The 24,558-nt window shown below is 72.9% G+C and carries 25 protein-coding genes; 7 read left to right on the forward strand and 18 right to left on the reverse strand.

Going from position 1 to position 24,558, the window contains the following annotated elements; all coding sequences use genetic code 11:
- Positions 1-98 precede the first annotated feature (98 nt).
- The gene (locus tag ACFQ8C_RS13955) at positions 99-2,084 is read right to left on the reverse strand and encodes an ATP-binding cassette domain-containing protein (RefSeq protein WP_383456187.1); all 1,986 of its coding nucleotides are present in this window, start codon (positions 2,082-2,084) and stop codon (positions 99-101) included.
- A gap of 275 nt (positions 2,085-2,359) precedes the next feature.
- On the opposite strand from ACFQ8C_RS13955, the gene ACFQ8C_RS13960 reads away from it, so the two are divergent.
- Entirely contained in the window at positions 2,360-2,860 is a 501-nt protein-coding gene (locus tag ACFQ8C_RS13960) for a hypothetical protein (protein ID WP_383456190.1), read from the forward strand.
- Between the two features lie 46 nt (positions 2,861-2,906).
- Here the strand turns inward: ACFQ8C_RS13960 and ACFQ8C_RS13965 are convergent, their stop codons facing one another.
- The 3 genes from ACFQ8C_RS13965 to ACFQ8C_RS13975 all read right to left on the reverse strand — a co-directional run bounded on the left by ACFQ8C_RS13965 (position 2,907) and on the right by ACFQ8C_RS13975 (position 4,064).
- Complete coding sequence (locus tag ACFQ8C_RS13965; protein ID WP_383456193.1) at positions 2,907-3,200, reverse strand: hypothetical protein; 294 nt, start codon at positions 3,198-3,200, stop codon at positions 2,907-2,909.
- 118 nt (positions 3,201-3,318) lie between these two features.
- Positions 3,319-3,651: a hypothetical protein gene (locus ACFQ8C_RS13970; RefSeq protein ID WP_383456196.1), complete on the reverse strand. Its 333-nt coding sequence runs from the start codon at positions 3,649-3,651 to the stop codon at positions 3,319-3,321.
- Positions 3,652-3,731: 80 nt separating this feature from the next.
- Entirely contained in the window at positions 3,732-4,064 is a 333-nt protein-coding gene (locus ACFQ8C_RS13975; protein WP_383456199.1) for a hypothetical protein, read from the reverse strand.
- A 345-nt stretch (positions 4,065-4,409) separates the two neighbouring features.
- Here ACFQ8C_RS13975 and ACFQ8C_RS13980 point away from each other — a divergent pair, with 345 nt between their 5' ends.
- Complete coding sequence (locus ACFQ8C_RS13980) at positions 4,410-5,372, forward strand: helix-turn-helix domain-containing protein (RefSeq protein ID WP_383456202.1); 963 nt, start codon at positions 4,410-4,412, stop codon at positions 5,370-5,372.
- Positions 5,373-5,414: 42 nt separating this feature from the next.
- Here ACFQ8C_RS13980 and ACFQ8C_RS13985 read toward each other — a convergent pair whose 3' ends face one another.
- On the reverse strand, positions 5,415-6,275 hold the full coding sequence (locus tag ACFQ8C_RS13985) for a haloalkane dehalogenase (RefSeq protein ID WP_383456205.1): 861 nt from the start codon (positions 6,273-6,275) through the stop codon (positions 5,415-5,417).
- A 107-nt stretch (positions 6,276-6,382) separates the two neighbouring features.
- On the opposite strand from ACFQ8C_RS13985, the gene ACFQ8C_RS13990 reads away from it, so the two are divergent.
- Positions 6,383-7,012, forward strand: coding sequence for a TetR/AcrR family transcriptional regulator (locus tag ACFQ8C_RS13990; protein WP_383456208.1), 630 nt, complete (start codon positions 6,383-6,385; stop codon positions 7,010-7,012).
- A gap of 62 nt (positions 7,013-7,074) precedes the next feature.
- Here ACFQ8C_RS13990 and ACFQ8C_RS13995 read toward each other — a convergent pair whose 3' ends face one another.
- Positions 7,075-8,598, reverse strand: a complete 1,524-nt coding sequence (locus ACFQ8C_RS13995) for a NucA/NucB deoxyribonuclease domain-containing protein (protein WP_383456210.1) — start codon at positions 8,596-8,598, stop codon at positions 7,075-7,077.
- Between the two features lie 3 nt (positions 8,599-8,601).
- Positions 8,602-9,159 (reverse strand): hypothetical protein, encoded by a 558-nt coding sequence (locus ACFQ8C_RS14000; protein WP_383456213.1) that lies wholly within the window; start codon positions 9,157-9,159, stop codon positions 8,602-8,604.
- 216 nt (positions 9,160-9,375) lie between these two features.
- Here ACFQ8C_RS14000 and ACFQ8C_RS14005 point away from each other — a divergent pair, with 216 nt between their 5' ends.
- Positions 9,376-10,161 (forward strand): NYN domain-containing protein, encoded by a 786-nt coding sequence (locus tag ACFQ8C_RS14005; RefSeq protein ID WP_383456215.1) that lies wholly within the window; start codon positions 9,376-9,378, stop codon positions 10,159-10,161.
- Positions 10,162-10,251: 90 nt separating this feature from the next.
- Here ACFQ8C_RS14005 and ACFQ8C_RS14010 read toward each other — a convergent pair whose 3' ends face one another.
- The 8 genes from ACFQ8C_RS14010 to ACFQ8C_RS14045 form a co-directional block, all read right to left on the reverse strand.
- A complete protein-coding gene (locus tag ACFQ8C_RS14010) occupies positions 10,252-11,223 on the reverse strand; it encodes an alpha/beta hydrolase (RefSeq protein ID WP_383456217.1) in 972 nt (323 codons plus the stop codon).
- Positions 11,224-11,468: 245 nt separating this feature from the next.
- Positions 11,469-12,536 (reverse strand): LLM class flavin-dependent oxidoreductase, encoded by a 1,068-nt coding sequence (locus tag ACFQ8C_RS14015; protein WP_383456220.1) that lies wholly within the window; start codon positions 12,534-12,536, stop codon positions 11,469-11,471.
- A gap of 18 nt (positions 12,537-12,554) precedes the next feature.
- Complete coding sequence (locus ACFQ8C_RS14020; RefSeq protein ID WP_383456223.1) at positions 12,555-13,538, reverse strand: ABC transporter substrate-binding protein; 984 nt, start codon at positions 13,536-13,538, stop codon at positions 12,555-12,557.
- 141 nt (positions 13,539-13,679) lie between these two features.
- On the reverse strand, positions 13,680-14,447 hold the full coding sequence (locus ACFQ8C_RS14025) for an amino acid ABC transporter ATP-binding protein (RefSeq protein WP_383456226.1): 768 nt from the start codon (positions 14,445-14,447) through the stop codon (positions 13,680-13,682).
- On the reverse strand, positions 14,444-15,391 hold the full coding sequence (locus tag ACFQ8C_RS14030; RefSeq protein ID WP_383456228.1) for an amino acid ABC transporter permease: 948 nt from the start codon (positions 15,389-15,391) through the stop codon (positions 14,444-14,446). The genes ACFQ8C_RS14025 and ACFQ8C_RS14030 overlap by 4 nt, the downstream gene beginning before the upstream one ends.
- A 3-nt stretch (positions 15,392-15,394) precedes the next feature.
- Positions 15,395-16,345 carry an ABC transporter substrate-binding protein gene (locus tag ACFQ8C_RS14035; protein ID WP_383456231.1) on the reverse strand — a complete coding sequence of 317 codons (951 nt, stop codon included), beginning with the start codon at positions 16,343-16,345 and terminating at the stop codon, positions 15,395-15,397.
- Entirely contained in the window at positions 16,342-16,857 is a 516-nt protein-coding gene (locus tag ACFQ8C_RS14040; RefSeq protein WP_383456234.1) for a GNAT family N-acetyltransferase, read from the reverse strand. The genes ACFQ8C_RS14035 and ACFQ8C_RS14040 overlap by 4 nt, the downstream gene beginning before the upstream one ends.
- Positions 16,854-17,981 carry an LLM class flavin-dependent oxidoreductase gene (locus ACFQ8C_RS14045; protein WP_383456237.1) on the reverse strand — a complete coding sequence of 376 codons (1,128 nt, stop codon included), beginning with the start codon at positions 17,979-17,981 and terminating at the stop codon, positions 16,854-16,856. Before ACFQ8C_RS14045 ends, ACFQ8C_RS14040 begins: the two co-directional genes overlap by 4 nt.
- Before the next feature lie 570 nt (positions 17,982-18,551).
- Here ACFQ8C_RS14045 and ACFQ8C_RS14050 point away from each other — a divergent pair.
- Positions 18,552-19,565 carry an amino acid ABC transporter permease gene (locus ACFQ8C_RS14050; RefSeq protein ID WP_383456239.1) on the forward strand — a complete coding sequence of 338 codons (1,014 nt, stop codon included), beginning with the start codon at positions 18,552-18,554 and terminating at the stop codon, positions 19,563-19,565.
- Entirely contained in the window at positions 19,562-21,640 is a 2,079-nt protein-coding gene (locus ACFQ8C_RS14055) for an FAD/NAD(P)-binding protein (protein WP_383456241.1), read from the forward strand. The genes ACFQ8C_RS14050 and ACFQ8C_RS14055 overlap by 4 nt, the downstream gene beginning before the upstream one ends.
- Positions 21,641-21,863: 223 nt before the next feature.
- Here ACFQ8C_RS14055 and ACFQ8C_RS14060 read toward each other — a convergent pair whose 3' ends face one another.
- From ACFQ8C_RS14060 to ACFQ8C_RS14070, 3 genes are all read right to left on the reverse strand, one after another.
- The gene (locus tag ACFQ8C_RS14060) at positions 21,864-22,583 is read right to left on the reverse strand and encodes a hypothetical protein (protein ID WP_383456244.1); all 720 of its coding nucleotides are present in this window, start codon (positions 22,581-22,583) and stop codon (positions 21,864-21,866) included.
- The gene (locus ACFQ8C_RS14065; protein ID WP_383456246.1) at positions 22,580-22,921 is read right to left on the reverse strand and encodes a PadR family transcriptional regulator; all 342 of its coding nucleotides are present in this window, start codon (positions 22,919-22,921) and stop codon (positions 22,580-22,582) included. The genes ACFQ8C_RS14060 and ACFQ8C_RS14065 overlap by 4 nt, the downstream gene beginning before the upstream one ends.
- A gap of 95 nt (positions 22,922-23,016) precedes the next feature.
- Entirely contained in the window at positions 23,017-23,664 is a 648-nt protein-coding gene (locus tag ACFQ8C_RS14070) for a CatB-related O-acetyltransferase (RefSeq protein ID WP_383456248.1), read from the reverse strand.
- Positions 23,665-23,878: 214 nt separating this feature from the next.
- Here ACFQ8C_RS14070 and ACFQ8C_RS14075 point away from each other — a divergent pair, with 214 nt between their 5' ends.
- Positions 23,879-24,457, forward strand: coding sequence for a TetR/AcrR family transcriptional regulator (locus ACFQ8C_RS14075; RefSeq protein ID WP_383456251.1), 579 nt, complete (start codon positions 23,879-23,881; stop codon positions 24,455-24,457).
- Positions 24,458-24,558 lie beyond the last annotated feature (101 nt).

A 24,558-nucleotide genomic window follows, 5' to 3' on the forward strand; every position in this document is an offset into this window, starting at 1 on the left:
GGGCGTTGTCCCCGGGCCGGCCGCTCGCCGGCACCCACGCGGCCGACGAGGAGGCCACGCCGCCTTCGAGGCCGGCCGGCTCCCTTCGCCTGGGGGCGTCAGGGCGACGGGTGGTATCCGGCGGCCTGGAGGCTGAACATGCGGGCGTAGAGGCCGTCGCCCGCCATGAGTTCGGCGTGGGTGCCCTCCTCGACGATCCTCCCGGCGTCGAAGACGTAGATCCGGTCGCAGCCGACGACGCTGGCGAGGCGGTGGGAGATGAGGACGGTGATCCGGTCCTCGCGCAGCCGCCCGCGCAGGACCGCCTCGTACACGGCGTGCTCCGACGGCGGGTCCATGCTCGCGGTCGGTTCGTCGAGCAGGAGCAGCGGAGCGTCGTTGTAGAGGCCCCGCGCCACGGCCATCTTCGCCCACTGTCCGCCGGACAGGTCCTGGCCCCCGCGGAACCGCTTGGACAGCACCGTGTCCCACTGGTCGGGCAGGTGCGCGATGACCTGGTCGGCGCCGGAGGCGCGCGCGGCGGCCAGTGCGCGCTCCGGGTCGGCCTCGGTGAGGCTTCCGGTGGCGGCGGTGACGTTGGCCAGGGCGCTGAACGGGAACCGCACGGGCTCCTGGAGGACGAAGGCGACCCGTCGCTGGAGCGATTGGGCGTCCATCGCCTGTACGTCGACGCCGTCCCAGCGGATCGTTCCGCTCCGCGGCTCGTGGAGTCCGGCCAGGAGCTTCGACGCCGTGGTCTTGCCGCCACCGTTCGAACCGACGAAGGCGACCGTCTCCCCCGCCCTGAGCGTCATCGACACCCCGGACAGTGCGGGTTCCCGCTTGCCGCCGTAGGTGAACGACACGTCGTCCAGCTCGATCGTCCCCACCCGCTCGGGCGCCAGGACCTCGCCGCGCCGCATCTGCAGCCCGCGGCAGCGTTCGAGTACGGCTTCGAGGTCCGCCACCCACAAGGCGTGCTCGTACACCAGGTGGGCCACCTCGACGAGCCGCGTCAGCGCGGCCTGTCCGGTCTGCACGGCCAGGACGGCGCCCGCGCCGGCCGCGAGGGGGAGCCAGCCGGCGATCAGCATGGCGGCGAGCGCACCGTAGGTGACCGCGGTGCCCAGACCGCCGGCTCCGCGGCCCGCCAGGTCGAGCCAGGCCGCCCGCACCCGGAGCCGGGTGTCCTCCTCGGCGATGCGGGTGATCAGCCGGTCGTGCTCGTCCAGCAGGGCCGTCTGCACGGTGTCGGAGCGCACCTCGGCGGCCGCGTCCTGGTCGAGCAGCAGCCAGGTGAACACCCGGACGCGGCGCTGCAGGGCGTTCCACCGCTTGAAGGAGTGGAACCGGGCCCGCGCGCTGCGGATCGCCGCCGCTCCGACCGGCAGCACGGACAGCAGCATCAGCGGCAGCAGGGCGGGGTGCAGGAGGCCGAGGACGCCGACGGTGCCGGCCAGGCCGAGGGCGGCCGAGGCGAGCGAGACGACCTGCCCGACGAGTTCACGAGCGTAGAACAGCCCGCGGTCATGGGCCCGGAACACCTCGTCGTGCCAGTCGGCGTCCTCCACCGCCTCCAGCCGCACGTGGGCCGTCAGCCGGAAGAACTCCTTCTCCAGCGCGGTCCGGATCTTCGGCGTCACCCGCGCCTGCGCCATCGAGGCCCCCGCCTCTGTCAGGGCCCGCAGGGCGAGAAGGCCGACGACGAGGACGACCTGGAGGGCGGCGGCGCGGACGCGCTCGGGTGTCGGGCCCTGCGCGAACAGCTCCTGGAGCACGCCCACCGAGGCGACCAGCCCGCAGGCGGTCATGGCGGCGGACGCGAGCCGGCACCCGACCACGGCGAGGGCGGCACCCGCGTCCGCCCGCCAGGCGAGCAGTCCGATCCGGCGGGTGATCCGCGGCAGGGAACCGAGGATCTGCCGGACGGTCGCCCGCGCGGCGGCTCCGTCGTGTACGGACCAGTACGCCTCTTCCATTCCCTCGGTGATGTCCCCGCCTTCCGCTCCCGCGGGAGTCGACCGCGGAGGCGGGCCGAGCGTCGCCGTACGCGGGGAGGGGACGGTGCCCTCGGACACGACCGTCTCTTCGGCCCGCTCGCTCACGCGCCCCACCCCGCGTCCGGGCGGGCCGCACGGCGAGAACCGGTGATCGGCCGGTCGGGCACCGCGGAGTGCCGAAGAGGGGCGGGGCGGGGCGGTGGGACGGGGGACAGGAGGGAAGAAGCGACGAGACGGGGATGCATCACGGCCTCCAGGCAGGCGAGTGGGGGTTTCGGACGTCTCAACGACGCGGTGTCCCCTGCCGAGCACATCCGATTCGGACGGCGTTCGAACCCCGCAAGCAGGCGAAAGCGAGTTCGTTCCCTGTACATCGATCCGTGCGGGGCCCGGGCCGGGCCCGAAGCCGGGGGTGGCCGAAACGCCGATGCCGCCCCTCTGGTCAGGCGGGACGAGTAGCCTGGACGGGTGATCGGCCGCGCCGAGCCATCGAGAACGTCCGGCTCGACGTCCCGGAGGACGACGACCTCATCGAGGCGGACCTCGACAAGGAGGGCAAGCGCAAGGGCGTCCTGACGGTCTCGGTCACCAACCTCACGGGGGAAAGCCGGCGGTTCGACGTCCACCAGGACCGCTCTCTCTACGTCCTCGACCAGGACGGGAACGATTCCCTCCCTCACACGTCGTTCGGCCTCGACGACCCCGACGTCTTCGCGAAGGCCGTCAAGGCCGGTGCCGTCGTCACGGGCGACCTCGCGTTCGAGTACTACGCGGACGCCACCGCTTTCCGCGTCCTCGTATGTGAGGAGCAGGCCCCCGCCAACCACTACCAGGGGCTCGTCGCGGCGACCGTCCTGTACCCCTCGACCACGGACGGCTGAGGACTCGGGACCGAGGACCGAGGGCTGTGGCGGACCGTCTGACGGGTCATCGGTAGGTGCCGGGACCGGGCGGGAGCGGCGGGAACGGCGCGGGCGGCGGGGGCGGCGGGGGCGGCGGGGGCGGCGGGGGCGGCGGGAACGGGTCGTACGGGCGGTCCGGTGACGTCTGCCCGGTGTTCGTCGGCGGTGGCTCGGAGCCGGTCTCCTGGGAGCCGGTCACGCCGAAGAGGTGGAGGCACAGCAGGGTGACGAGGGTGACGACGCCGCAGAGGCCCGCGACGACCGCCGTGGTGAGGACGACGCCCCTCTGGTCGCCGCCCGGACGGGGTGGGGTGGTCATGGTGTTCTCCGTCTCCTGTCGCCGAGGGGCCGCGTACCTCGGCTCCTCGGCGTGAAGTCCGACGACCCGCCCCGGCCGGGCGTTGCCGGCCGGGGCGGACTACTCGCCGGTGGTTCGGTCAGAGGTCACGCACGTCGACGGAGACGCCGCCGACGCCCGAGCCGCCGCAACGGCCGCTGGAACTCTTCCGCTTGCCCGGCTGGAGGGTGACCCACGGACCCTCCGTGTCCCAGTCCCAGCCACAGACGATGACGGCGCGGAACTCGATGGGGTGGTTGTTGTTGTTCTTGCACACCGCGGTCGCGTTGTACCCGTCGTCGGACACCGAGTACGTGCACGACTCGCCGCCGCCCGGCGGGCGCTTGAGCACCGCTTCGGCGGGCGCGAGCTGCGCCAGGGTGGCCAGGCCGAGTACGGCTGCCAGGGTCAGGGCCCGTCGTCGGATACCCATGGTGTCTCTCCTTGCTGTGGGTGAGGTCGTTGCCGTGTTCGATGGGGTGTGAGGGGTGGTGAGCGGCGCCCGGCTGCCGCTCACAGGTCGCGGACCTCCGCGATGATGCTGCCGATTCCGGTGCCGCCGCAGGTCCCGTGACCGCCGTCGCTCTCACCGGGGGCGAGGGCGATCCACGGGCTCTCCAGGTCGGGGGCCCATCCGCAGACGAAGATGAACTTGACCTCGATCATGTGGTCGCCGACGTTCTTGCAGATGCCCGTGCCGTACTTGCCGTCGGCGGCCACCGAGTACGTGCACGACTCGCCGCTGCCGGGCGGGCGCATCACGGCCGCCTCGGCGGGAGCCGCCTGCAGGACGGTGCCGGCGAGGAGCAGGGCCCCCACGGTGAGGGACCTCAGCTTGGATCGCATGGTTCTCCTTGATGTGTCGGTCGACTGGAACGGCTCGTCCGTCACCTGTTGGGGTGACGGTTTCGGGCATGGTCCGACCGTGGGTGAAGGGGTGTTCAGGGGTTCACGGGCGGGCCGGCACCGGCGTACGGCCGTCGGGTGGCAGGTGTGGCCACCGTCCGTCGGTCGTCTTGGCGAGCCGGGGGTTCCGAGTCTGCGGCGGCGCGTCAGGGGGTCGCAAGCTTGTCCCGGTTGCTTCCGTGATGTCGGGATCCCTAAGGTTCTGACCTGCTGGGACGCGCTTGTCCCGGGACGTGGGACGCCCTGCCGAAGCATCGGCCGCGGCCAGGACAGAGGGATGGCGACATGCCCGCCGGTCACACTTCCGACGACGACGCGGCCCGCAGGCTGGGTGCGGCCCTGCGGGCGTTGCAGCAGCGATCGGGGTGCACGTTGCGCGACCTCGAAGACCGTCTGAAGGTCAGCGACTCGTCCCTCTCGCGGTACTTCCGCGGCAGCACCGTCCCGCCCTGGCCCCTCGTCCGGGACCTGTGCGGTGCGCTGGACGCCGACCCCACCGCGTACCGGGCCTTGTGGGAGGCCGCGGACCGGAACCAGCCCCGCCCTCCCCCGCTCCCCGCCCCTGCCCCGCTCCCTCCCTCCGGCGACGCGACCGCCTCCCCCGCCGAGCCGACTGGATCCGTCGGCGGATCCGTCGGCGGATCCGTCGGCGGATCCGTCGGCGGGCAGGAACGCCCCGACGTCCCCCGCCGCCGCCTCCTCGCCCGTCCGGCGGTGCCCGGCCGGGCCGGCTGGCTGGTGGCGGGACTACTGGTCGGGGCGGCGCTCGGCTCGATCGGCACCTGGCTCGCCCTTCCCGCGCCCGGGGTCCTCGCCGGCTCCGCGCGGGAGGGGCGGGCGGGGGACGGCGGCGGCGCCGGTGGCGGCAGCGCCGCGGCCACATCGGTCAGGGCCTTCGTGAGCCGTGCGACCGGCAGCTGTCTCGACCACAGCCTGGACAAGGACCTGCGCTCGTACGCCTGCAACGGGATGAGCTACCAGCGATGGACCGTGGACCGGCTCGCGGACGGCACCCACCGGTTGAGGAACCACGCGACCGGCGCGTGCCTGGACCACGGCGAGGCGGTCGGCCTGCGGGCCGTCCCCTGCTCCCCGTCGCAGACCTCGCAGAAGTGGCAGGTGACCGCCGGGCCCGACGACTCGGTGCGGGTGCGGAACCAGACCACTGGAGCCTGCCTGGACGACAGCGCCCCCAGGGGGCTGCGGGCGCTGCCGTGCGCCGATACGGACCGTCAGCGGTGGGGCTGACCTTCAGACCGCCTCCGCGCCGTCCGGTTCGGCGAGCCCGTCTCAGGGGAATCGTTCGGTGATCGCTGCCACGATCTCGTCCGGCGCGTCTTCCTGGACGAAGTGCTTCGCCTGGCCGAGTTCGACGATGTCGAGTGCGGTGAAGGACGAACGGAGGCGGGGAAGGCACGCGTTCGGGCGGAAGACCATGTCCCGCATGCCCCATACCGCCAGGGTCGGCTTGTCGCCGAGGCGGGCCGGTACGTCCTGGGCGAGTCTCTCCAGCAGCGGGCGTGCGGCGCGGATCTCCCTGGGGGCGACCGTGAGGCCGTGCCGGGCTTCCTCGGTGGGTTGCACCCCGCGGTAGTGGTCGGCTTCGGCCGCCGTCAGGGCGGGACCGGTCCTGCCGAGCAGGAACCGTTCCACGAGAAGGTTCCGTTCGAGGATGCGCCGCCGCATGGGGCGGCTGCTCATGATCACGCTGAACGCCCGGTTCGCCACCGTCTCCATCGGCCAGAACGCGGTGTTGCCCAGCACGATCCCCCTGACGCGGTCCGCCCGCGTGGTCGCCGCGCCGAGCCCGATGGGGCCGCCCCAGTCCTGCCCCATCAGGACGAAGCCGTCGAGCCGGAGACGGTCGATCAGCTCGCCCACGACCGCCGTGTGCTCCGAGACCGTGTAGCCGAAGCCGGCCGGGCGCTCGGACAGGCCGAAGCCCAGGTAGTCGACGGCGACGCAGCGGTACCGGTCGCGAAGGCCCTTGACGAGGTGGCGGTAGAGGAAGCTCCAGGTGGGAGAGCCGTGGAGGAACACGATCGGCGGGCCCGTCCCCTCGTCGATGTAGTGGACCCGTCCGGCGGACGAGTCGAACCATCGTGAGGCGAAGGGGTACAGGCTCGGGTCGGGAACGAAGTCGATCATCATCGCGCTCTCCTCCTGGTCTGCGCCGGGTCCTGCCGTCGCGACCCCGCGTCGCCACTACAGGTGTAGAGCCGTGGAGCGCTCGAACTCTACACCTGTAGCATCGGATCGTGTCCTCGCATGCGACGAATTCCGGTGACCGGCGGGCGGCGATCACCGACGGAGCCATTCGCGTCATCGCCCGCGACGGCGTGCGCGCCCTGACCCATCGGGCCGTCGACCGTGAGGCGGGGATCCCGCAGGGGTCGACCTCGTACCACGCGAAGACGCGGATCGCGCTGATGGAACTCATCGTCGACGCGCTCGCCGCGCGTTCGAAGGCCGACGCCGAGGGGCTCGCCGACTCCCTGGACACGTCGTTCACACCCGAGGGCCGGTTCGGCGTCGAGGAGCTCGCCGCGCTGGTCGCGGGACTCGTCGAGGCTCTCACGACCCGTCGCGACGACATGAGGGCCCGCTACGCCCTCCTCCTCGAACTCGACGACGAACCGCGTCTCCGGGCGAAGTTGACGGCGGACTCCGAGGTGCACGCCCTCACCCGGCGGATCACGGCGTCCGCCCTCACCAGAGCCGGCCTCCCCGCCTCCGAGGCGCGCGTCGAGGAACTGATCGCCCTCACGGACTCGCTGGTGTTCTACCGGACCGCCGTCGACCCGACCGCCTCGCCGCACACCATCCTCGCCGCCTACCTGCGCGGCACGGCCTCGGCCCCGGCCCCGGGAACGCCGCCCGCCGTGTGAGGCGGCGTTGCCGTGTCCGGGCCCGCGTCCGGACCCGCCGGACGCGGGGCCGGGACACCCGATCAGGGAACGACGCGGATGAAGAAGGGGTCGCCGTCGAGGATGCGGTCGCGCTGGTACCAGGCGCCCAGGGCCCCGCCGGCGCTGCTGTTGTCCGCTCCGGGCACGTACCTGACGGAGAAGTCGCCGTACGGGGCGGTCGGCCGGTAGGTGGGCAGGCCCGCGCCCTCCTGGCTGGAGGCGAAGGGGAACTCGTCGCACTCGGGCCTCTGCACGCCGGGCTTCAGCAGCTTCGCGCACTCGGCGCGTACGGCCTTGCGGTTGTCCCGGACGCGCTGCGGGTTCTTCTTGCGTACGAGGCGGTGGAGCGGGGACCGGGCCGACCCGCCGGGGATCCGCTTGGGCGGATCGGTGCGGGCGGGGACGGTGGCCGCGGGGTCCTCCAGCGCGGTGCGGATGTGCTCGGCGACAGCCGCCTCCTTGCCGCCGAGCCGGTACACGAGGTGGGGCACCGTGTTGTCGAAGACGGCGCCGTCGACGAGCTCCGGCCGCTGCTGCGGCTCCTCCCGCCGGCCCGGGGACCGCGTGGGCTCGTCGTGGACGTCCGGTTCGGGCTCGGGATGGGCGATGTAGTCGCTGGTGTCGAAGCGGACGGTGCTGCGGGGCCCGTCCCTCAGCTGGGGTGAACTGCTCCCGGCCCTGGCCCACATGCCGAAGGAGAAGACGGCCCTCACGATGCGCTCGTGTTCGGCGCCCGCGGTGGCGGGCGCGTTCGCCGTGAAGCGGGCGGGGGCCAGCACCCATGTGGCCAGCGGTGTCAGGGCGGAACCCGACGAGGAGTCCTCGCACACGTCCCCGACGACCGCGGCGTACGTGCTGGTGCACTCGAAGTCGAGGCCGAACCTCGGGTCGCCGGGGAAGCCCGACATGTCGAGCTGTGAGCCCTGGGCGGTGTAGTCGACGCGACGGCCGTCGGCACGGCCGTTGCCGAGGAAGGTGAGGAGCATCTTGGAGGTGCCGACGGGCACCGGAATCGTGAAGGGGCCGACCTTGTAGTAGTGCGCGATGACCACGACCTTGACGGCGCACCAGGCGTAGTGGTTCTTCACCCATCCTTCCGGCAGGCCGGAGCGGCCACCGCGCCGGAAGTCCGCCAGGCACTCCTCGTGGGTGACCGGGTCGTAGAGCGCGCGGGTCGTCGCGTCGGCCGCGTTCACGCCGTAGGTGGAGGCGGTGGTCCGGCGGAACTCCGCGACCTCGTCGGCGGTGCGGGGGACCTCGGGGAGCTCGCCGTAGCCCAGGGACCGGAGCGAGGCTCCCGTCCTGAGCTCCCGGAGGATCTCCTCGGCGGTGCGGGACGTGTCGTTGCCGATCCCGATCCTCACGAACGACTGCCCGTCCCCTCCCGGCTCCGCGGCCCCGCCGGAAGGGGACGGGCGCGCCGACGGGGTCGGGGGCGGCGTCGCCGCGTACGTGGGAGTCAGGCCGGTGACGGCCATCACGGCAGCCAGCGAGAGGACGAGCGCGGGCCGCAGGCGCCCCGGGACGCGTCCTCCGCGCACGCCGTGGCGACGGGATCCGGACATCCGTCACAGCTCCGTTCCGGCGGCGGCGCCCGCGGTGAGCCGGTACGAGCAGCCCGGGCGGGCGCACGGTCCGGCCACCTCCTGTTCGAGTGAGATCAGGTCCCCGTCCTTGACGAGGGTGTACCGCACGGTCCAGGACGCCTCGGGGGCGTCGTCGCAGCGGTCCGTCACCGGGTCGCAGCGGGTCAGGGAGAGGTCCACCCCGAAGCGCCGGTGGGTGCCGCCGATGACCTCGTCGCGTACGGCGGTGTCGACCCGCCACCGGAAGCCGAGGTGCTCGGCCGGACGGGGGGCTTCGGCGCGTACGGTCCACTCGTCCGGCATCCGCCAGGCACAGGCGACGAAGCCGACGTCGACGCGGGCCAGCGCCTCGTCCGCGGCCCAGTGGCGGACCGTCAGCCGCTGCGACGGGGCGCAGCGGGAGAGCTCCGTGCCACCGGTCCCGAAGGCGGGGGCCGCCCCCGACACGACGGCGAGCAGGGAGAGGAGGGCCGCGCACGCGGCTCGTGGCAGGGGACGCCGCGGGCGGCGGAGCGGCAGGGCGCGTGGGTCGGTGGACATGCGGGCTCCCGGAATCGGCTTCTCGTGCGAGATACGAACGGACATGTGACCCGCCCCATCCTGGGGAGCACCGGCCGTCAGGGGGCCGTGGCCCGCCCGTCGGCTCCGGAAATCACCCGGCCGCCACGGACCGGTCCCCCGAAGGGGCCGCCGTGAGGAATCCGGTCGGGCCGAAACCCTCCCTGAGCGCGCGTCCGCTCGACTACGGTCACGGCCATGGAGAGAGCAGGGGAGAACACCGCCAAGCTGGCCGTACTCATCGACGCCGACAACGCTCAGCCCGGTGCCGTGGAGGAGCTGCTGGCGGAGGTCGCCAAGTACGGGACCGCCCACGTCAAACGCGCCTACGGCGACTGGACCGGAACGCACCTGAAGGGCTGGAAGGACCATCTGCTGGCCCAGTCGATCCAGCCCATCCAGCAGTTCGCCTACACCACCGGCAAGAACGCCACCGACGCCGCCATGGTCATCGACGCGATGGACCTGCTGTACACGGGGCGCTTCGACGGGTTCTGCATCGTCTCCAGCGACAGCGACTTCACCGCCCTCGCGGCCCGCATCCGCGAGTCCGGCCTCACCGTGTACGGCTTCGGCGAGCGCAAGACGCCCCAGCCGTTCGTGGCGGCGTGCGACAAGTTCATCTACATCGAGAACCTCAAGAGCTCCACCGCTCCGGTCGAGGCCCGTCCCGTCGAGCGTGCCACGACGGCCAGGCTGAAGGGCGACACCTCCCTGGTCAACCTTCTGCGCCACGCGGTGGAGGCGGCCTCCGACGACGACGGCTGGGCCCACCTCGCGAGTGTCGGCCACATCATCACGAAGCAGCGCTCCGACTTCGACTCGCGCACCTACGGGTACACCAAGCTCAGCGACCTGCTCACCGCCATAGCCCTCTTCGAGCTCGACCGGCGCACCCCCGGAGAGGGCAAGGACACCGTCATCTACGTCCGCGACAAGCGGCGCGCCACGAACGGGCCCAAGCATCCCGCGCCGGAGAGCTGAACCCTCCGGATACGCGGGGACGGCGCTCGGGTGGAGCAGGACGGGATCCCGCTCCACCCGGCCGCCGGTCACGGCCGACCGACCGCGGTCTCAGGAGTCGAGCAGGCGCGCCACCCACCTGTCGCGGGCCTCGGTCGCGGCCCGCGCCAGGGCGGTGTCCGGGGCGAGCAGGTCGAAGCCGTGGAAACCGCCGGCCCACACGTGCAGTTCCGTCGGCACGCCTGCCGCCCACAGGGCCGACGCGTAGGCGATGTCCTCGTCGCGGAACAGCTCGGCGGAGCCGCAGTCGACGAACGCGGGGGGCAGACCGGCCAGGTCCCTCGCGCGGGCCGGCGCGGCGTAGACCGACACGTCCTCGCTCCCGCGCCGCTCCCCGAGGAGAGCGCTCCAGCCGATCCGGTTGCTGTCCCCGTTCCAGGTGCCGGTGTCGGCGTACTGGTACGTCGAGGGCGTCTGCCCCCGGTCGTCGAGCATCGGGCAGATCAGCACCTGGCCCAGCAGCGCCGGGCCCTGGCGGTCGCGGGCCAGCAGGGCGGTGCCGGCCGCGAGTCCCCCGCCGGCGCTCGCGCCGGCGACGACGATCCGGTCCGGGTCGATCCCGAGCTCCGCGGCGTGCTCCACGGTCCACACGAGACCCGCGTAGCAGTCCTCGACCGGGTACGGGTCCGGGAACTCGGGGGCGAGCCGGTATTCGACGGTGACCAGGACCGCGTCGTGCTCGACGATCCAGGGCAGCATCTGGACCGGGCCGAGCAGACGGTGTCCGAAGACCATGCCGCCCCCGTGGATATGGTAGATCCCGGGCCCCGGGGCGGTGTGGTCCCGCCGCGAGATCACCGTCGCGGCCAGCCGCGCGCCCCGGTGGCCCGGGACGGTGACCTCGCGGCGTACGAGACCCGAGGACTCCAGCATGTCGTCGGTGAGTCGGCCCGGCGTCGGCATCTCCCGGAACCGCGGGATGGTCTCCGGTGTCAGGGTGGGCAACTGTTCGGTGACGGCGGACAGGACCGCGTCCAACTCCGGATCGAACGGCGGCCTGGCCGTGACGGAGCTCGGCATCATGACTCCTCTCCCCTCGCGCGCCATCGCGGCGAAGGCCCTCACCCTCACCGCCCGCCGGGGAGCAGGACAACCGCCGTCCGCGGCCGGACGCGGGCGCCGCGACGGCCGTTCGCCGGCGCGTCCACGGGCTGACGTGCCGGGAAGCCGCGTGACCGGCGCCCGCTCCCGGGGGCCGGATCGCGGGCGGGCCGTCGCACAGTCGATCACCGGGCGCGCCCGGCGACCGCCGCGGGGTCCGGACGCCCCTACGGCTGCTGCCACAGGGTGGTGGGGGCCTCCCGTCGTACGGTCGGGGCGATCTCCTCGGCGAAGCGGCGCAGTTGGTCGATCTGCTCGGGGAACGCGAGCCCCGAGCTGTCGACGGTGACGGACTGCAGGTCGTGGCGGTACGCCTGGTGGAAGTCGAGGATCTTGTCGATGATCTGCTGGGGGCTGCCGATGAGATGGGGTCCGTTCTCGACGGCCTCCTCGACGGTGCGGAAGGGCGTGTTGTAGCCGGGCTTGCCCTCCAGGTGCGGCTTGTGGGTCTGGCGGACGCGTGCCTCGTAGTACTCCTTGAAGCGGGCGATCGCCTTCTGGGTGGTGTCGGCGACGAACAGGCCCCCCGATCCGGCCCCGACGTGGGCGGTGCGGGGGTCGTGACCGTATGCCTCGAAGCGCTCGCGGTAGTGGGCGATCAGCCGTGTGTACGCCTCGCGGGGCTGGACGGCGTTGGCGCTGAAGAGCGGATCGCCGTGCCGGGCGGCCAGTTCCGGGGAGTCGAGACTGGTGGCCGATCCGTGCCAGACGCGCGGCGCGCGGCCTCCGTAGGGCCGTGGCACGGTGGTCGTGTCCACCAGCGGAGGACGGAACTCGCCCTGCCACGTGACCTTCTCCTCGCGCCAGAGCCTGCGCAGCAGCTCGTACTTCTCGGCCTGGTACTCCCACTGGAGGCCCTCGTCGAGGCCGAAGAGGTCGAAGTGGCCCGCCTCCGCGCCCTTGCCGACGACGAGTTCGAGCCGCCCGCGGGAGAGCTGGTGCAGGGTGGCGTAGTCCTCGGCGACGCGCACGGGGTCCGCGATCGCCAGGACGGTGACGCCGCTGAGCAGCCGGATGCGGGACGTGCGGGCGGCCAGGGCGCCGAGCAGCGCCGTGGGGCTGGACGACAGGAACGGCCCGGCGTGGCGCTCGCCGACCGCGTACGCGTCGAAGCCGAGCTCCTCGGCGGCGACGCCCGTCTCGACGGCCTCCGCCAGACGGTCGGCGGCGGGGTCGAGCCGGCCGGTCAGCGGGTGGGGGGCGTGGCCGACGAGGGTGAGGACCTGGAATCTCATCGCGGATCTCCCTGGTGCCTACTTGTTGGTCCTCGGCAGGCCGGGCGGGTTGACCTGCGAGGTGGCGACGGCCTCGTCGGACAGGCCCCACCGCTCCAGGACCTCGGCGTAGGTGCCGTTCTCGATGACCTCGTCCAGGGCCTCGGCGAGTGGCCCGGCCAGACCGCTGCCCTTCTTCGTGGTGGCGGCGATGAGGCCCTGGAGGGTGGCGCCGGCCCCGGAGTAGGTGCCGACGACCTCCGTTCTGCCGGTGACGGCGGCGTGGTAGGCCGCGGTCGGGTTGGGGCCGAGGTAGAGGTCGATGCGGCCGGACTGGAGGGCGAGGTAGGTGTCGCTGTCGTTCTGGTAGTACTTGACGTCCACCGGCGCGCGGCCGGCCTTCTCGTTCTCCTCGCTCCACGCGACGAGCAGCTTCTCCTGGTTGGTGCCGCTGCTGACGGCGACGGTCCGGCCCGCCACGTCCGCCGGGCCGGTTATCTTCAGGCCGCTGCCCTTCTTCGCCTCGAAGCCGAGGTTGTCCTCGCGGTAGGTGGCGAAGTCGTACTTCTCCTTGCGCTCCTCGGTGACGGTGATGTTGCTGAAGCCGACGTCGTACTTGGCGCTGTCGAGGCCGACGAAGATGTTCTCCCAGGAGACGGTGTTGACGTGCGGCTTGAGGCCGAGGACGTCGGCGACGAGGTGGGCGAGGTCGGCCTCGACACCGATCACGGTCTTGTCGTCGGTGGCGCGGAAGGTGAGCGGTGCGGCGGAGCCGGAGGAGTTGACGATCTCCAGGGTGCCTCGGTCGCGGATCCGCGCCGGGACCTTGGCGGCGATGGAGTCGACCTTGGCGGTGGTGACGCGGTTCTGGTCCGGGCCGAGGTTGATCTTCGTGGTCCCTCCCTTCGGGGCCGCGACCTCGGTCGTGGCGCCGGCGGAGGGGTTCGCGCAGGCGGCGAGGACGAGGGCCGAGGCGAGTCCGAGCGCGGCGGCGGCGGTGCGGTCGGCGAGGGTGGTGGACACGGTGGTTCTCCTTGCGTCGGGTGGGGTGAGCGGTGCGGCGGGTGCCGTACGGGCGGGAGGCGTGGACGGTGCCGTCCGCGCGGGCGGTGCGGCGGGCGCGGACGGTGCGGGCGGTGTGGTGGGCGCGGACGGTGCGGGCGGTCAGAGGACCTTGGAGAGGAAGGCGCGGGTACGGGCGTGCCGCGGGTCGTCCAGGACGGCCGCGGGCGGCCCCTGTTCCACGACGACCCCGTCGTCCATGAACACGACCGTGTCGGCGGCCTCGCGGGCGAAGCCGATCTCGTGGGTGACGACGATCATGGTGGTGCCGGTGCGGGCCAGGTCCTTGATGACGTCGAGGACCTCGCCGACCAGTTCCGGGTCGAGCGCCGAGGTGGGTTCGTCGAAGAGCAGCACCTTCGGTTCCAGGGCGAGGGCGCGGGCGATGGCGACGCGCTGCTGCTGCCCGCCGGAGAGCTGCCGCGGGTAGGCGTCCGCCTTGTCGGCGAGGCCGACGCGCGCGAGGAGCCGGCGGGCGGTCTCCTCCGCCTCCCCGCGCGGGCGGCGCAGGGCGGCGACGGGGGCCTCGGTCAGGTTGTCCAGCACGGTCAGGTGCGGGAAGAGGTTGAAGTTCTGGAAGACGAACCCGATGTGGGTGCGCTGCCTGAGGACGTCCTTCTCCCTCAGCTCGTGCAGCCTGTCGCCGTGACGGCGGTAGCCGACGAGCTCGCCGTCGACGCTGATCCAGCCCCGGTCGACCTTCTCCAGGTGGTTGATGGTGCGCAGCAGGGTGGACTTGCCCGAGCCGGACGGCCCGAGGACCACGGTGACCTCGCCGGCCCGCACCCTGAGGTCGACGCCGCGCAGCACTTCCAGCGGGCCGAAGCTCTTGTGGACGCCGCGGACGTCCACCATCGCGTCGGTGCTCATCGGTTCCCTCCCAGGGACGGCCCGCGGAAGGCGCGCCGGGCGCGCTGGAGCGGGGTGGGTGGCGGGGTGCGGTCGGCGCCCCGGGCGTAACGGCGCTCCACGTAGTACTGGGCGACCGAGAGCAGGGTGGTGAGGACGACGTACCAGAAGGTGGCGACCAGCAGCAGCGGGATCACCCGCCCGTTGCGGCCGTAGATGACCTGGACTTGGTAGAACAGCTCGCCGATGGCCATCACGTAGACCACCGAGGTGCCCTTGAGAAGGCCGATGATCTCGTTGCCCGCGGTGGGCAGGATGGCGCGCATGGCCTGCGGCAGCACGATGCGGCGGATCTGTCGCAGGCGGGGGATGCCGAGCGCGGCGGCGGCCTCGAGCTGGCCGTGGTCGACGGCGAGGACGCCGCCGCGGACGATCTCGGCCGCGTAGGCGGCCTGATGGAGCGTCAGGCCGATGATCGCCGCGCCGATGGTGCCGATGAGGGTGTTGCTGTCGACGGACCAGAACACCGGGCCGAAGGGGATGCCGACGCCCAGCCGCTGGTACAGGGCGCTGAGGTTGAACCAGAAGACCAGCTGCACGATCATCGGGATCGACCGGAAGACCCAGACGTACCCCCATGCGACGGTCCTCAGGACCGGGCTCCGCGACAGGCGCATGAAGGCCAGGACGGTGCCCAGGAGGAAGCCCAGCACGGTGGCGTAGGCGGTGAGTTGCAGGGTCACCCACACCGCCTCGACGATCGTCTCGGACAGGACGTACGCACGGAAGACGTGCCATTCCCATACGGGGTTGGTGGCCAGGCCGTGTGCGAACTGGGCGAGCAGCACGACGACGACGGCGGCCGCGACCCAGCGGGCGTGGTGGCGGACCGGGACGACCTTGAGGGTGGGGGCCGGGTCTTCGGCCGCTGTCGCGGCCGGCGGGACGAGGGTGTCGCTGCTCATGGGTCACCTGTGCTCGGGTGGGTTGATCCGGGACGCGTCGATCGCGGAGGCGGTGGTTCCCCACTTCCTCAGGATGCGGGCGTAGGTGCCGTTCCTGATCAGTTCGTCGACCGCGGCCCGGAACGCCGTGGTGAGCGGGGAGCCCTTCCTGAAGGCGAAGCCGACGTCGAGCCGGTGGTACTCGCCGAGGAAGTCGGTCCGGGCGGCGGGCTGGGCCGCCTGGTGGCGCAGGCCGTTGATGGTCGACATGACGACGTCGATGCGGCCCTGCTGGAGCGCGGTGAGGACGGCCGCGTTCTCCGAGTAGACCTTGACGTCGTAGGGCTTCCTGCCGGTCTCGGCGCAGACGCCCCTGCGCGCGGTGAGGGTGGCCTCGAAGGTGGTGCCGGCGCCGGTGCCGATGGTGAGCCCGCACAGCCGTGTCAGGTCGGTGACCTTTCCTCCGAGTCTGGTGTCGCCCTTCTTCACGGCGAAGCCCTGGCCGTCGTTGATGTAGGTGACGAAGTCGATCGTCTTCAGGCGCTCGGTGGTGACGCCGAAGTTGCCGGTGCCGACGTCGTACTTGCCACTGCCGAGGGCGGGCAGGATCGTCTCGAAGGAGGCGTCCTGGCGCTCCAGTCTCACGCCGAGGACCTTCGCGACCGCGTCGGCGAGGTCGATGTCCTGGCCGGCGGGCGGCTTGTCCGGGCCGTCGGGGTAGTACGCCCCGGGCGGGTTCCCGATCGAGCTGCCGAGCCTCAGCACTCCCTTCTCGCGGACGTCCGCGGGCAGCAGGGCGGCGACGGAGTCCACCGTCCGCACGGCGGCGACCGGGTCGTCGGACGGTGCCGCGGGAGCCTGGGCCCCCACCGGCGCCGTGCCGCTCGACGTGCCGGAGCCGCAGGCGGTCAGGGCCAGGAGCGTCAGCAGTGCGAGGGCCGCGGCGCGCGGGCGGCGGCTGGTCGCCGGTTTCACAGGTCTGCGCCCTCTCCTGTGGGTGCCGGGGCCGGGAGGTGCTTCTCGAAGGGGAGCGGTCCGATGGACTCCGGGTCGGCACCGGTGTCGAACAGCGGGGTGTAGCCGGTGGCCAGGTACAGGCCGCGGGCCTCCGGCTGGCGCGGCCCGGTGGTCAGGTGGATCCGCCGGTAGCCGCGGGCGGCCGCCTCCCGCTCCAGCTCGACGACGACGCGCCGGGCGAGGCCGCGGCGCCGGTGGGCGGAGTGCGTCCAGATCCGCTTCAGCTCGGCCGTGGTCGCGTCGTACCTGCGGAAGGCTCCGCCCGCGACGGGTTCGCCGCGCTCCAGGAGCAGCAGCAGGACGCCGCCGTGCGGAGGGGTGAACTCCTCGTCGGGGTAGCGGCTGAGTTCGGCGTGGGCGTCCCTGCCGTAGCGGTGGGAGTACTCGTCGCCCAGTTCGCGCAGCAGGGGCCGGACCCTGGGGTCGGAGACCGGTACCCGGACGACCGTCACCTCGGGTGCGGTGGTCACCCGCTCACCGCCGCGAGGTTCCGCGTGCCGCGCGCCGCCCGCTCGGCGTCGCGCTTGGCGACCTCCTCGCGGACGATCGGGATCACGTGGCGGCCGAAGTCGATCGCGTCGTCCAGCAGGTCGTAGCCCCGGGCGGAGAGGATGTCGACGCCGAGGTCGTAGTAGTCGAGGAGCGCCTGGGCGACCGTCTCGGGGGTGCCGACCAGGGCGTTGGAGTTGCCCGCTCCACCGGTCGCGGCGGCGGTCGGGGTCCACAGGGCGCGGTCGTAGCGCTCCCCCGCCTCGGCGATGGCGACCAGCCGCTGGGAGCCGGTGTTCTCGGGCGCGTTGTCGCGGTGGTGGCGTACGAGTCCCCGCTCGCGCCGCTCCCGGATCGCGCCGACCGTGCGGTGGGCCTTCTCCCAGGCCAGTTCCTCGGTCGGGGCGATGATCGGACGGAAGGCCACCTGGATGCGGGGCTCGTCGGTCCGGCCGGCCGCGCGGACCGCGGCCTTCACGGCCTCGATCTGCTCGGCGGTCTTCGCCAGGGGTTCGCCCCACAGGCAGTAGATGTCGGCCTCGGCCCCTCCGGCGGCGTACGCGGCGGGCGAGGATCCGCCGAACGAGACCTCGGGGCGGGGCTGTTGCGCGGGGAAGACGTCACTGACGAAGTCGTGGAAGCGGTAGTGCTCGCCCTCGTGGTCGAAGGGTTCGCGGGTGGTCCAGATCTTCTTGACGATCCGGATGTACTCGAGCGTGCGCGCGTACCGCTCGTCCTTGGTGAGGGTGTCGCCCTCGCGCCGCTGCTCGTGGTCGTTGCCGCCCGTGATGAAGTGCACGGTCAGCCGGCCCCCGCTGATCTGGTCGAGGGTGGCGAAGGTCTTGGCGGCGAAGGTGGGGTAGGAGACGTTGGGCCGGTGGGCGAGGAGGATCCCCAGCCGCTCGGTCCGGCTCGCGACGTACGCGGCGGCCGGCGCGGGGTCCGGGGATCCGGAGCCGTAGGCGAACAGCACCCGGTCCCAGCCGTGGTCCTCGTGCGCCCGGGCGAGCCGGAGCGTGTACTCCCTGTCGAAGGCCGCGCCGGAGCGCGGGGTGGTTTCGGATCCGTCGTTGGTGGCGGCGATGCCGAGGAACTCCACGGGCATGGGAGGGACCTTTCGGAAGCGTTGGCGCACGCGGGCAGGGCGAGGCGGCCCGGCGCGGGGCGTGGGTGACGCGCCGTCGGCAGGACGGCGGCGTGGCTGTGCGGGCGTGACGACGACGGGCGTCGGAAGGGGCGGTGCTACGGCAGCGCGCGTGACGGGGACTCGGACCGCGACGGGGTCACCGAGGGAGGGAAGGGCCGAGTCGTACGGCCCGCTGCCGAGTCAGCCGCGACAGGAGGCGGACCACACCCGACCGAAGTCGATGTGGTTGCGCGAGACCAAGCGCTGAAGGGCGTCCATGCACTTACTTGAGCAGGACGTCGTCCGTCCCGTCAACCGGCGACCGGATGCCGGAGCGGTGTTCACAGGCCCGTCATACGCGCTTGACGGACCGGCGGTCCCCTCGCCCATACGATCGACCGAGGACGGGCTCCGCCGTGCGCGAGGGCTCCTCCGGCCGCGTTGAGGGACGCGGCGAGCGTGACGATGCCGGCCCGGCGCACCGTACCCGCGTACGAGCGCCCGCACGTCCACCCACGCCCGCCCCTCCCTCTCCCGGAGCGCCTCCCCATGGTCACGCCCGCCGACGTCACGCCCACCACCGCTCCTGCCCGGAAGCTCCTGAAACCGGTCGGCCCGACCGGCGGCGACCTGCCGCGGATCGTTCCGCGCCGGCGCCCAGGGCGCTGGGCGGCCTCCGTCGTGGCGCTGCTGGTCCTCGCCCTGGTGCTCGACTCCGTCGTCCGCAACGACGCGTTCCAATGGGACGTGGTGGGGCGGTACTTCACCACCACCGCCGTGCTCGACGGACTGCTGCTGACCCTGTGGCTGACCGGCGCGGTGATGGCGCTCGGCTTCCTGCTCGGCATTCCGCTCGCGGTGATGCGGCTCTCCGGCAACCCCGTGCTGAGCAGCCTCGGCTGGGGCTACGTGTGGATCTTCCGGTCCACACCGCTGCTGGTGCAGCTGCTGTTCTGGTTCAACATCGGCGCCCTCTACCCGACGCTCGGTCTCGGCATCCCGTACGGGCCGCAGTTCCTCACCGTCGAGACCGTGAACCTGCTCGGTCCCACCCTCACCGCCGTCGTCGGCATGACCCTGCACGAGGCCGCGTACGCCGCCGAGGTGGTGCGCGGCGGCATCCTCTCCGTGGACTCCGGCCAGACCGAGGCCGCCCAGGCGCTCGGGCTGGGCAAGCTCCGCACACTACGGCGGATCGTCATCCCGCAGGCGATGCGCTCCATCGTGCCGACCGCCGGGAACATGCTGATCGGGACGCTGAAGGGCACCAGCATCGTCAGCGTCCTGGCCGTCCACGACCTGCTGTACTCGGTGCAGCTGGTCTACAACCAGACGTACCAGGTCATTCCCCTGCTGCTGGTCGCCACCCTCTGGTACGTCGGGGTGACCTCCGTCCTCGGCGTCGGCCAGTACTACGTCGAGCGCCACTACGCCCGGGGCTCCGCGCGCAGGCTCCCGCCCACCCCGGTGGCACGGCTGCGCGCCCGCGTCACCGCCCTGCGCCCCCCACCGCGCGGGGCGACGCCCGCCGGCACGGATCCCCGCCTCGGCGGTGACCGGTGAGCGCGCGGCCCACCGCCTCCCTGGTCCTCGTCGGTGCCGGTCCGCGCGCCACCGGACTGCTGGAGCGCCTCGCCGCCAGCCTGCCCGAACTGTGGTCGGGCACGAGGGACCTGCGCATCCATCTCGTCGACCCCCACCCGCCCGGTCCGGGGCGGATCTGGCGACAGGAGCAGTCCCCGCTGCTGCGGATGAACTCCATGGCCGAGGACGTCACCATGTTCACCGACGACACCTCCACCGTCGACGGCCCCGTACGGCCGGGCCCCTCCCTGGCGGAGTGGGCCGCCCAGTTCGCCGACGCGGGCGGCCCTCGGTTCGCGCCGTACGCGGAACCGGCCGACCCGCTGGTCCTGTCCGAGCTCCGCACGCTCGCGGGCACCGACTTCCCCACCCGGCGGGCCCAGAGCGCGTACCTGGACTGGGTGTTCCGGCGGGTGACGGCCGGACTCCCGGCGTCGGTCACCGTCACATGGCACCGCACGACCGCGACCGCGGTCACGGGCCCGCCCGACGGCCCCCAGCAGGTGCACCTGGCCGACCGGGCCACCCCTCTGGGCGCGGACCTGGTGGTCCTCGCCCAGGGTCATCTGGAGTCCGCGCCGGGCCCGGCGCACCGTGCGCACGCGGCCTTCGCGCGCCGCCACGGCCGCTTCCACCTTCCTCCGGGCTTCTCCGCCGACGCCGACCTGTCCGCGCTCCGCCCCGGCGAGCACGCCGTACTGCGCGGCTTCGGACTCGCCTTCGTCGACCTGATGGTCCTGCTCACCGAGGGACGGGGCGGCTCCTACCGGACGGAGCCCGACGGCTCGCTCACCTACCTGCCGTCCGGCCGCGAGCCGGTCCTGCACGTCGGATCGCGGCGCGGAGTGCCGTACCACGCGAAGACCAACTACCGGCTCAGGGGCCCCCGTCCGCCGCTGCCGCGGTACTTCGGGCCCGAGGCCGTCGACGCGCTCACCGCCGGGCCGCGGGCGCTGGACCTCCGCCTCGACGTGTGGCCGCTGATGGCCAAGGAGGTCGGCTTCGGCCACTACCACGAGCTGTTCCACGGCCACCCCGAGCGGACGGCGACCCCCTGGGACGAGTTCCTGGCCGCGTACGACCGCCTCGACTGGTACTCCGACGCGATGACGGACCTGGTCGCCGCCGCCGTCCCCGACCCGGCGGACCGCCTGGACTTCGAGGCCCTGGACCATCCCCTCGGCGGTCTGGTCCTCCCCACGGCGGACGCCTTCCAGGCCCACCTGGGCGACCACATCGCCCAGGACGTCGCCCGCCGCGAGAACGCCCGGTTCAGCGCCGACCTCGGCGCGTTCCTCGCCCTGCTCTCGGTGTACGGGCAGCTGCCGCGGCTGGTCTCCTCCGGCCGGCTCACGGCCCGGTCGATCGGCGAGGACCTCGACGGCTGGTGGCACGGCTTCTTCAGCTTCCTCGCCTCCGGCCCGCCCGGCTTCCGGCTGCGCCAGCTCCTCGCCCTCTCCCGTGCGGGGATCGTCCGCTTCCTCGGCGCCGACGTCCGCGTCGGCACCGACGAACTCACGGGCACGTTCACCGCGACCGGCGCCACGGTGCCCGGCCACACGGTCCGCGCCACGGCGCTGATCGAGGCGTACCTGCCCGGTCCCGAGATCGCCCGCACCGAGGATCCGCTGCTGCGGCACCTGCACCGCGCGGGCGCGCTCACCGAGGAGGTCGTCAGCGGCCCGGACCACACCCACCGCTCCGGCCGGTTCGCCGTCGCCCCGGCGGACGCCCGGATCATCGACCCCGGGCTCGACGGCCCCCACCCCCGCCGCCTCGCCCTCGGCGCCCCCACCGACAGCCGCGCCGTGGCCGCCTTCGCCCGCCCCCGCACCGACGCCCCCGCCTTCCGCCAGAACGACGCGGTGGCCCGGGCCCTGTTGCGGAAGCTCGACACGGCACCCCTGAGCGGCGGGGCGCCGACGCGGGGGCGGGGGGACGGAGCCGACGTCGGCGCGGGTGCCGGTGCCGGTGCCGGTACACGTCCCGGTGCGCGTCCCGGTGCCGTCAGCGACTGGAGTACGGCAGCGGCGCCGTCTCGCGGACGTTCTTGACGGCGGTGGCGAGGGCGCGCTGCTGCCGCGCGGTGACGCGGCGGCCGCGGATCTTTCGGAGGAACGTTTCCGGGAGTGGGGGGCAGGCCGGACGCATCCGGGCCGGACGGTGGTCGCGACCGCGGCACCGTCCGGCCCGGTCCCGCTCCCCCGCGGGCGCCGCAGCCGTGCGGTCGGCGCGCGGGGCGAAGGCCGCCGGGGGCCGCCGCGCGTCCGGCGGGGCTCAGCCCTGGCGGCCCTTGGCCGCGTCGCGCCTGAGGCCGATCAGCGCGCCTGTCGCGCCGAGCATCGCCACGAAGGGCGTCGTGTAGGCCGGCATGTCGAAGACGTTGACGAGGGTCACCCCGACCACCCCCACCACCAGCAGCGTCCAGATCGCCAGGAGCGCCTTGCCCTTGTGGCTGAGGAAGAGCCGGCGGCCGGGCCGCTCGGGCAGGACGTCGAGAGCGCCGGCAGGACCCTCGCTCGCCGCCTTCGGGCGCTTGAAGTAGGCGAAGACCGTCCACTCCCCGCACAACTCCCAGCCTTCCGGCGTCAGCCGGTCGAGCACCCCGTCCCGCCTCTTCCCGCCGATCAGCTCGCGGCGGTACTCCCAGCGGAGGGCGGCCCCGGGCACCCGGCGGCACACGAAGCGGCCGAGGGGGTCGAGTCCTTCGACCTCCCAGCCCTGGTCGCCGTGGACCGCGAGCAGGCGCCGGTCGCTGTAGAGGTCGGCCGTCCACACCCAGGTCTCCGCCCCGTCCGAGGGCTCCGCGGCGAGGGGTGCGGTGCCTCCCAGTCGCGCCGCGAACTCCTCGGCCGTGCCGAACTCCTCCTCCGGCGGCGAGTCCGTCTCGGCGAGGTGGCCGCGCAGTTCGGCGACGGTGGAGGCGATCTGGTCCTCCGTCACGCCCGCCGTGCGCAGCGCGGCGGAGAGCGCCTCGAAGTAGGTGTCCGTGGTCATGGTCCCGTTCCCCCTGGTTGCAACATGGTCCGTACGGCCGTGTGGAAGGTCAGCCACGCCCCGCTCTCGGCGGCGAGGTGAGCCCTGCCCTGCTCGGTGAGCTGGTAGTAGCGTCGCCCCGGTCCCCGCTCGGCGGCCCTGAACTCGGCCTCCACCAGGCCGGCTTCCTCCAGCCGGTTCAGCACGGGATAGAGCGTCCCGCCCTTGATCTCGCCGAGCCCCGACCGGTCGAGCGCCTTGGCGATCTCGTACCCGTAACTCTCACCGTCGGTCAGGCAGGAGAGGACGAGCAGGTCGAGGACTCCCTTGAGCCAGCTGGATCTGCGGTCTGTGGCCATGGCTGTATTCCAACACTAGATAGGTAGGAACGCAACCTAGGTCGGACTGCTGGCTGGATCGGGCCGCCAGTGACCGGCGGCGGGGACCGGCGTGCTCACGTCGCCGACGCGGGCGCCGCCTTCTCCAGCTGGTCGACGCTTCCGGACATGAGGGTGCGCACGTGCTCGGTGATGTGCTCGGCGGGCCAGTCCCACCAGGCGAGGGCGAGCAGCCGGGCGATGTCGCGGTCGTCGTACCGGGTGCGCACGAGGCGGGCCGGGTTGCCGCCGACGACGCCGTAGTCGGGGACGTCCTTGGTGACCACGGCGCCGGCGGCGACGATCGCGCCGTGCCCGATGCGTACGCCGGGCATCACCGTCACGCCGTGGCCGAACCAGACGTCGTGGCCGACGACGGTGTCCCCGCGGTTCGGCAGCCCGGCGAGCAGGTCGAAGTGATCGGCCCAGGAGCCGCCCAGGGTGGGGAAGGGGAAGGTCGAGGGGCCGTCCATGCGGTGGTTGGCGCCGTTCATGAGGAACCGGACACCCGTGCCCAGCGCGCAGAACCTGCCGATGACGAGCCTTTCGGGGCCGTAGTGGTAGAGCACGTTGCGCGTCTCGAACGCGGTCGCGTCGTCCGGGTCGTCGTAGTAGGAGTACTCCCCCACCTCGATCAGCGGGGAGGTGACCAGCGGCTTCAGCTGCACCACTCGGGGCTGGCCGGGCATGGGGTGGAGGACGGTCGGGTCGGCGGGGACGGGCATGACGGACTCCTTCGGGTGGCGGACCGGGCCGCGCGCGGTCCGTGGCCGGCCGGGGATGCGGTTCCGCGCGCCTTCACGGGCCCGCACCGGGCGGAGGGCATCCCGCCCTCCAAGGAACGGCACGTGCCGTGCCGTTCCGGGCCGTTGACCGAAGCGTGCCCAGGCCCCGGACGTCTGTCAAGCACGGCACGTGCCGTGCCGATAAGATGGAGCCATGACCCCTGTCCGCCGCAGCGGCCCCGACCTGACCGAAGCGATCATGCGAACGACGCTGGAGCTCGGACAGGAGCTCGGCTACGCCAAGCTGAGCATCGAGGCCATCGCCGCCCGGGCCGGTGTCGGCAAGCACACCGTCTACCGCCGGTGGCCGTCCAAGGGCGCCCTGCTCCTCGACTCGCTGCTGTCGCGCGGCGAGTCGTCCCTGGACTACCCCGACACGGGCGATCTCGTCGCGGACCTGCGCCGGCAGATCCACGAGGCCGTCGACCTCCTGGCGGGGGAACCGCTCGGCCCCCTCTTCAAGGCCCTGGTCGGCGAGGCCCAGCACGACCCCGGCGTCGCCGCCGCGCTCAACGAGCGCTTCATCGCCCCGCAGGCGGAGAAGACCGTCGCACGCCTGAGGACGGCACGGGAGCGGGGCCAGCTGTCCCCGGACTTCGACCTGGACCTGGCGATGGCGATCCTCTCCGGACCGCTGTACTTCCGCCTGCTCATCACACAGGAACCGCTGACCCGCGCCTACGTCGACCGCGTCCTCGACGCCCTCTTCACGGGGATGGGACCACGACCGTGACACGGGGTCCCCGTCGTCCTCCGCGGCGGTCGGCACGACCGCGACCCCCATGAGCCCGTCTCGCGCGTCATCACGCACGCGTTCCCGATGCCGGGATCGCC

The organism is Streptomyces sp. NPDC056503 (assembly GCF_042794995.1).
Taxonomy (GTDB): Bacteria; Actinomycetota; Actinomycetes; order Streptomycetales; family Streptomycetaceae; genus Streptomyces.

Coding starts and splice junctions, on each gene's coding strand:
- ACFQ8C_RS14000 (WP_383456213.1), bottom strand. CDS start 9,159: ATGTCCACCGACCCACGCGCCCTGCCGCTCCGCCGCCCGCGGCGTCCC.
- ACFQ8C_RS14070 (WP_383456248.1), bottom strand. CDS start 23,664: ATGCCCGTCCCCGCCGACCCGACCGTCCTCCACCCCATGCCCGGCCAG.
- ACFQ8C_RS13970 (WP_383456196.1), bottom strand. CDS start 3,651: ATGGGTATCCGACGACGGGCCCTGACCCTGGCAGCCGTACTCGGCCTG.
- ACFQ8C_RS14005 (WP_383456215.1), top strand. CDS start 9,376: ATGGAGAGAGCAGGGGAGAACACCGCCAAGCTGGCCGTACTCATCGAC.
- ACFQ8C_RS14010 (WP_383456217.1), bottom strand. CDS start 11,223: ATGATGCCGAGCTCCGTCACGGCCAGGCCGCCGTTCGATCCGGAGTTG.
- ACFQ8C_RS14050 (WP_383456239.1), top strand. CDS start 18,552: ATGGTCACGCCCGCCGACGTCACGCCCACCACCGCTCCTGCCCGGAAG.
- ACFQ8C_RS14045 (WP_383456237.1), bottom strand. CDS start 17,981: ATGCCCGTGGAGTTCCTCGGCATCGCCGCCACCAACGACGGATCCGAA.
- ACFQ8C_RS14025 (WP_383456226.1), bottom strand. CDS start 14,447: ATGAGCACCGACGCGATGGTGGACGTCCGCGGCGTCCACAAGAGCTTC.
- ACFQ8C_RS13975 (WP_383456199.1), bottom strand. CDS start 4,064: ATGCGATCCAAGCTGAGGTCCCTCACCGTGGGGGCCCTGCTCCTCGCC.
- ACFQ8C_RS14030 (WP_383456228.1), bottom strand. CDS start 15,391: ATGAGCAGCGACACCCTCGTCCCGCCGGCCGCGACAGCGGCCGAAGAC.
- ACFQ8C_RS14060 (WP_383456244.1), bottom strand. CDS start 22,583: ATGACCACGGACACCTACTTCGAGGCGCTCTCCGCCGCGCTGCGCACG.
- ACFQ8C_RS14075 (WP_383456251.1), top strand. CDS start 23,879: ATGACCCCTGTCCGCCGCAGCGGCCCCGACCTGACCGAAGCGATCATG.
- ACFQ8C_RS13965 (WP_383456193.1), bottom strand. CDS start 3,200: ATGACCACCCCACCCCGTCCGGGCGGCGACCAGAGGGGCGTCGTCCTC.
- ACFQ8C_RS14015 (WP_383456220.1), bottom strand. CDS start 12,536: ATGAGATTCCAGGTCCTCACCCTCGTCGGCCACGCCCCCCACCCGCTG.
- ACFQ8C_RS13980 (WP_383456202.1), top strand. CDS start 4,410: ATGCCCGCCGGTCACACTTCCGACGACGACGCGGCCCGCAGGCTGGGT.
- ACFQ8C_RS13995 (WP_383456210.1), bottom strand. CDS start 8,598: ATGTCCGGATCCCGTCGCCACGGCGTGCGCGGAGGACGCGTCCCGGGG.
- ACFQ8C_RS14065 (WP_383456246.1), bottom strand. CDS start 22,921: ATGGCCACAGACCGCAGATCCAGCTGGCTCAAGGGAGTCCTCGACCTG.
- ACFQ8C_RS13985 (WP_383456205.1), bottom strand. CDS start 6,275: ATGATGATCGACTTCGTTCCCGACCCGAGCCTGTACCCCTTCGCCTCA.